This window comes from Xanthomonas sp. SHU 199 (assembly GCF_000364665.1).
Classification (GTDB): domain Bacteria; phylum Pseudomonadota; class Gammaproteobacteria; order Xanthomonadales; family Xanthomonadaceae; genus Xanthomonas_A; species Xanthomonas_A sontii.
The window spans coordinates 1-5,747 of record NZ_AQOI01000329.1 but is presented as its reverse complement, the minus strand read 5'-3'; the positions used below and the strand labels follow the sequence as shown (position 1 = coordinate 5,747).

The window sequence follows — 5,747 nt, the reverse complement described above, 5'->3', positions numbered from 1 at the left end:
GGCGGGTCGCCGCCGGTGGCGAGCGCGATGCGCTGGACCAGGCCAACGCCGCCCTGATCGCGCAATTGCGGGTCTCGGCCGAAGGCCAGGAAGGGCTGAATGCGTTCCTGGAGAAACGCGAACCGGCCTGGAGGGCCAGCCCATGAACCCGCTCGACCATCTCGGCCTGCGCTGCAGCGACCTCGACCGCAGCCTGACCTTCTACCGCGCCGCCCTGGCCGCGCTGGAGCTGGACGTGGTGATGCAGGTGAGCGCCGAGGAAAGCGGCGGCCAGCGCCATGTCGGTTTCGGTCGCGACGGCAAGCCCAGCTTCTGGATCGCCGATGGCGGCCGCGACGCCGGCGACAATGGCGTGCACGTGGCCTTCGTCGCCGCCAGCCGCGCGCAGGTGGACGCGTTCCATCGTGCCGGCCTGGCCGCCGGCGGCCGCGAGCACGGCGCGCCGGGCCTGCGCCCGCACTACCACCCCGACTACTACGGCGCGTTCCTGCTGGATCCGGACGGCCACAACATCGAAGCGGTCTGCCACCGCACGGCAGCGGCCTGATCCGCGCTACCGCGTTGCGCCAGCGCACCTGGCGCCAGCCATGCATGCCGCTGCTTCACCGCATCTCTTCATCAGGAATCCCATGACCCTCTTTGCTTCCCGCTTCGTGCGCAGCGCCCGGCCAACGGCGCAGGAATTCCGCGAATGAGCGACCGCGTGCGCATCGTCGAAGTCGGCCCGCGCGACGGCCTGCAGAACGAGAAGGCCTGGGTCGCCACGGAAGACAAGATCGAGCTGATCGCGCGACTGGGGCGAACCGGCCTGCGCAGCATCGAGGCGACCAGCTTCGTCAGCCCGAAATGGGTCCCGCAGCTGGCCGACGCGGCCGAGGTCTACGCCGGCATCGCGCAGGTGCCGGGCGTGGACTATCCGGTGCTGGTGCCGAACCTGCAGGGCTACGAACGCGCGGCCGCGGTCGGCGTGCGCGAGGTGGCGGTGTTCACCGCCGCCTCGGAGACCTTCAACCGCACCAATACCAATGCCGGCATCGACGAATCGCTGGCGCGCTTCGCGCCGGTGCTGGAGCGCGCGGCGGCGGACGGGGTCAAGGTCCGCGGCTACGTGTCCACGGTGCTCGGCTGTCCCTATCAGGGCGACGTCCCCCTGGCCGACGTGGTGCGGGTGGCGCAGCGGCTGCATGCGATGGGCTGCTACGAGATCTCGCTGGGCGACACCATCGGCGTGGGCACGCCGGGCAAGGCGCGGGCGGTGCTGCGCGCGGTCGCCGCCGTGGTGCCGATGGACGCATTGGCGGTGCACTTCCACGACACCTACGGCCAGGCCCTGGCCAACATCGCCGCCTGCCTGGAAGAAGGCGTGCGCGTGGTCGATGCCGCGGTGTCCGGCGCCGGCGGCTGCCCATATGCCAAGGGTGCCAGTGGCAACGTGGCCAGCGAGGACGTGGTCTACCTGCTGCACGGCAATGGGGTAGAAACCGGCATCGACCTGCCCGCGCTGGCCGCGACCGGCCGCTGGCTGGCGCAGAAACTGGGCCGGCCGACCGGCAGCAAGGTCGGCCAGGCGCTGGCCGCCGAGGGCTGAGCCGCGACAGCGCCGCATCCGGCGACAGGCTTGCGCACCGCGGGCGATCGTCGCGTCTCGCCGCAATCGGCGGCAGCCTCTAAACTGGGCGTTTTCCTGGGAGGGAACATCCATGCAGCTTGCCGATCTCAAAGCGGTGGTCACCGGCGGTGTGTCCGGCCTCGGCCTGGCGGTGGCGCAACGCATCGTCGCCGAAGGCGGCAAGGTCGCGCTGTTCGACCTGAACGACGACAAGGGTGCGGCCGCGGTCGCCGCCCTGGGCGCGGAGCGGGCCTGCTACCTACGCACCGACGTCAGCGACGAGGCCCAGGTGGCGGCGCAGCTGGCGGCGGCACGCGATTTCCTCGGCGGACTCAATGCCGCGGTCAACTGCGCCGGCATCCTCGGCGCCGGCCGCGTGCTCGGCAAGGAAGCGCCGATGCCGCTGGCCACCTTCCAGGGCACGGTGATGGTCAACCTGGTCGGCAGCTTCAACGTCGCCAAGGCCGCCGCCGACCTGATGCAGCGCAACGCCCCGGGCGAGGACGGCGAGCGCGGCGTCATCGTCAACACCGCCAGCGTCGCCGCCTACGAAGGCCAGATCGGCCAGGCCGCCTACGCCGCCTCCAAGGGTGGCGTGGTGGCGATGACCCTGCCGATGGCGCGCGAACTGGCGCGCTTCGGCATCCGCGTCAACACCATCGCCCCGGGCATCTTCTGGACCCCGATGGTCGACGGCATGCCCGAGGCCGTGCAGCAGTCGCTGGCCGCGGCGATCCCGTATCCTTCGCGTCTCGGCCGCCCGGACGAATTCGCCGACACGGTGATGTTCCTGCTGCGCAACCGCTACCTCAACGGCGAAACCATTCGCCTCGATGGCGCGGTGCGGTTGGCGCCTAAGTAGCGGGGAATGGAGAATGGGGAATGGGGAATCGCAACGGCGTTTCCCTTCCGCTGATCCTCTCCGCCTGCTTGACCCTGTTTCGATTCCCTATTCCCCATTCCCGATTCCCAGCCCTCATGAAAGCCAACGAAATCAAGAAAGGCAACGTCGTCGAGTACAACAACGGCGTGTACCAGATCCGCGACATCGAGCGTAGCTCGCCGCAGGGCCGCGGCGGCAACGTCCGCTTCCGCTTCGTGATGTACAGCGTGCCGGGCGGCAACAAGCTCGATGCCAGCTTCGACGGCGACGACGACCTGCGCGAGGTCGAGCTGATGCGCCGCCAGGCCACCTTCTCCTACAAGGACGGCGAGGCCTTCGTGTTCCTCGACGACGAGGACTACACGCCCTACACCCTGGACGCCGATGCGATCGGCACCGACGCCGGCTACATCACCGACGGCCTCAGCGGCATCTACGTGCAGGTCATCGACGACCAGCCGGTGGCGATCCAGCTGCCGCAGAGCGTGACCCTGGAAGTGATCGAGACCCCGCCGGAGCTCAAGGGCGGCACCGCCACCAAGCGCCCGAAGCCGGCCAAGCTCAACACCGGGATCGAGATCATGGTGCCGGAGTACATCGGCAACGGCGAGCGCGTGCTGGTCAACACCACCACCGGCGAATTCGCCGGCCGCGCCGACTGAGCCCATGCGCGGGCGCCGTGTCACCCAGGTCTCCCGCACAGGCAGCGCCGCGCATGCGCCGCGGCCCGCCTGCCTCGGCCTGCTGCTGGCCGTGCCGGTGCTGGCCCTCGCCGCGCCGGTGACGCCGGCCACGGCGGCCGCCCCCAAGCCCGCGTGCACGATTCCCGACGCGGTCGATCCCGAGCACCACGACGGTTTCTGCACGCTGCCCGCGCCGATCCGCGCCTTCGTCGCCCGCCAGGACACCTGCACCCATTTCGCCGGCGAGGAGCCCTACGACGCGGCGCGGCGGCGCGAACTGGAGCAGGCGATGGCCAAGTACTGCGACGGCAATGAACAGACCTGGGCGACGCTGCGCGCGCAGTACCGCCAGGATCCGCCGCGCGACGCCTGGCTGCGCCGCTACGGCGAGGATGCGGGTCTCAAGCTGCCGTGATGACGGCTTGCCGGCCGGCAAGGTGGCGCCCTTGCGGGCATCGGCGTCGGCGCTGACGGCCGTCGACATCGGCCGGCTTCGCGTCTTCGCTCGTCGCGGCTGAAGCCGCCCCTACATAAATGGGTTGGAAGCGCGCCGCGTTCCTGTGGGAGGGACTTCAGTCCCGGCCCATGGAGCTATCAGTCTTCCTTCATGCGAACACGGCTGCGTCTGCGACGCACAGGTGCTGCGGACTCACGCCGCCACCGCGCCGCCGTCAACCGCACGCACGATCCAGTTCCCTTCGATCGTCTCGCATCGCAAGCCCGCACGCTGCGCTACGGCTGCCCACCACGCTGCCGCAACAGCGACGGCGAATCCAACTGCAGTCCACCGCCTTCGCGATTGAGGGTGCGCAGGCGCGCACCCAGCGTCGCCAGGTTGGCATCGATCTGCGCCAGGTCCGCCTGCAGCGGCGCCGGCAGCAACCCGCGCAGGCGCGTCTGCAGCGCGACGCCGTCGTCGTGCAGCGCCGCGATCCGTGCCTGTCCCTGCACCTGCAGCCAGGCACGTTCCTGCGCCTGCGGCAGGCCATAGCCCGGCTGCCCCTGCAGCAGGCTCGCCGGTTGGCTCAATAGCCCTTGCTCGGCCAGCACGGCACGCACCGCGCTGGCAGCGTCACGCGTGTCGGCACCCGCATCGCGCTCGCCCGCACCGGCCACCGCGGTCGGCAGCGGCTTGCCCAGATAGCGCCGCTTCAACGCATCGCGACCGCGCTGCTCGGCGCGGCGGCGGGCGGCGTTCTCCAGCACCAGCAAGGCGGCACTGGCACGCAGGTCGCCACGCTCAAGCCACGGCGCGCGCTGCGCGGCCGGCAGGTCCAGCCACGCGTCGGCATTGCGGGCCGGCAGTGCCAGGGAGCCGCGCGCCACCGCGAACATCTGCGCAAAATGCGCGCTCGCCGCCGGGAAGAAGTAGCCATCGCGCACAGCTGCATCGGCGTCGTCGAACACCGACGCATCGGCGATGCCGGCCCGTACCAGGCGCCGACGCAGGCCGGTCGGGCTGATCCCGGACAGATGCGCGGCCGCCAGCCGCGGCACGCCGTCGTGCAGCAAGGCGTAGGTCTCCACCGCGCAGTTGTTGCTGAGGAAGTAGTAGCGGCCGTCGTAGCTCCAGTGCAGTTGCGCGGCACGCTCCAGCAGCGCGGCGATCTCTTCGCGCGACAGCCGCAGCGGCAGCGACTGCAGGCCGCGCAACTGCACCTGGGTGTAGTCGTCCACCACCTGGCGCAGCGGCAGCACGAACAGCCGCGACGGGTAGGAGCCGGTGAGCCCGCGCAGGTTGGAAATCTGCACGTCGTCGACGAAGGCGCGGAACGACAGCACCCGGTGCTCGGCCAGGTCCAGCCGGCATGCCGGGCCCAGCGGCCGCCCCGGCGCGCAGATCACCAGGCGCAACATGCTGTGGCCCCAGTGGCTCATCGGCTGCGCGTTGCCTTCGGCCAGCAGGTAGTCCACCGCGTAGATCCGCGCCGGGTCCACCTGCAGCAAGGCGGCCGCGTCGGCCAGCGGGTCCTGCACGAACACCTGGCCGGGCGCGCATGCGCTCGCCGGCGGCGTCCATGCCAGGCGCGCGGCGAAGTAGCGGGCCAGCGCCGGCCGCCGGCAGGCGTAGTCCGGATCGAGCAGGAAGTGCTCGAGATTCACCGCCACGAACTCGGCCGGCGACTGCAACTCGTAGCGATCCGGGCTGCGCTCGGTGAACCGGTTCTGGCCGCGGCGCAGGCCCAGGCGCATCGGGCTGACCTGCCAGCCGGCCAGATCCAGCAGGCGCGGATCGGACGACAGCCGGCCCGCCGCGGAGCGGTCGTAGAAGTGCGCCAGTTCGTGCAGCAAGGCGGTCAGCGCCGGCCGCCGCGCCGGATCGACGGCAGGATCGGTGTCGGGATCCTCCGCCGCCATCCAGTCGCGCAGCAAGCGCTTGTTCAACAGCAGGCGCCTGGCCTGCGCGCGCCCGTGCACCTGCGTGGGGAGATCGTCGCGCCACTGCAGCGGCAGTCCTGCGGGTAGCGCCGCGGTCCAGGCCGGCGGCAGTCGCGCCTGCGCCGCGGCCAGCACGGCCTCGCTGGCCGTGCGCTCGGCGGGACTCAGCCCTGTCTCATCGACAGCGAGAGGC

The 5,747-nt window shown here is 71.0% G+C and carries 6 protein-coding genes and 1 pseudogene; 6 read left to right on the top strand and 1 reads right to left on the bottom strand.

What is annotated here, in order from left to right; genetic code table 11:
* From D183_RS24545 to D183_RS0111555, 6 genes and pseudogenes are all read left to right on the top strand, one after another.
* A pseudogene (locus D183_RS24545) lies at positions 1–146 on the top strand (enoyl-CoA hydratase/isomerase family protein); the annotation flags it as partial.
* Entirely contained in the window at positions 143–547 is a 405-nt protein-coding gene (locus tag D183_RS0111575) for a VOC family protein (protein WP_017909132.1), read from the top strand. The pseudogene D183_RS24545 and the gene D183_RS0111575, both read left to right, overlap by 4 nt.
* 144 nt (positions 548–691) lie before the next feature.
* Positions 692–1,588 carry a hydroxymethylglutaryl-CoA lyase gene (locus D183_RS0111570; RefSeq protein ID WP_017909131.1) on the top strand — a complete coding sequence of 299 codons (897 nt, stop codon included), beginning with the start codon at positions 692–694 and terminating at the stop codon, positions 1,586–1,588.
* Between the two features lie 112 nt (positions 1,589–1,700).
* Complete coding sequence (locus D183_RS0111565) at positions 1,701–2,471, top strand: SDR family oxidoreductase (RefSeq protein ID WP_017909130.1); 771 nt, start codon at positions 1,701–1,703, stop codon at positions 2,469–2,471.
* Positions 2,472–2,587: 116 nt separating this feature from the next.
* Positions 2,588–3,154: an elongation factor P-like protein YeiP gene (gene yeiP / locus D183_RS0111560; RefSeq protein ID WP_010343353.1), complete on the top strand. Its 567-nt coding sequence runs from the start codon at positions 2,588–2,590 to the stop codon at positions 3,152–3,154.
* A 4-nt stretch (positions 3,155–3,158) separates the two neighbouring features.
* On the top strand, positions 3,159–3,590 hold the full coding sequence (locus D183_RS0111555) for a hypothetical protein (RefSeq protein WP_017909129.1): 432 nt from the start codon (positions 3,159–3,161) through the stop codon (positions 3,588–3,590).
* 317 nt (positions 3,591–3,907) lie between these two features.
* Here the strand turns inward: D183_RS0111555 and D183_RS0111550 are convergent.
* The coding region (locus D183_RS0111550; RefSeq protein ID WP_026144390.1) for an Lnb N-terminal periplasmic domain-containing protein at positions 3,908–5,747 on the bottom strand (1,840 nt) is incomplete at its 5' end.

Coding starts and splice junctions, on each gene's coding strand:
- yeiP (WP_010343353.1), top strand. CDS start 2,588: ATGAAAGCCAACGAAATCAAGAAAGGCAACGTCGTCGAGTACAACAAC.
- D183_RS0111565 (WP_017909130.1), top strand. CDS start 1,701: ATGCAGCTTGCCGATCTCAAAGCGGTGGTCACCGGCGGTGTGTCCGGC.
- D183_RS0111570 (WP_017909131.1), top strand. CDS start 692: ATGAGCGACCGCGTGCGCATCGTCGAAGTCGGCCCGCGCGACGGCCTG.
- D183_RS0111575 (WP_017909132.1), top strand. CDS start 143: ATGAACCCGCTCGACCATCTCGGCCTGCGCTGCAGCGACCTCGACCGC.
- D183_RS0111555 (WP_017909129.1), top strand. CDS start 3,159: ATGCGCGGGCGCCGTGTCACCCAGGTCTCCCGCACAGGCAGCGCCGCG.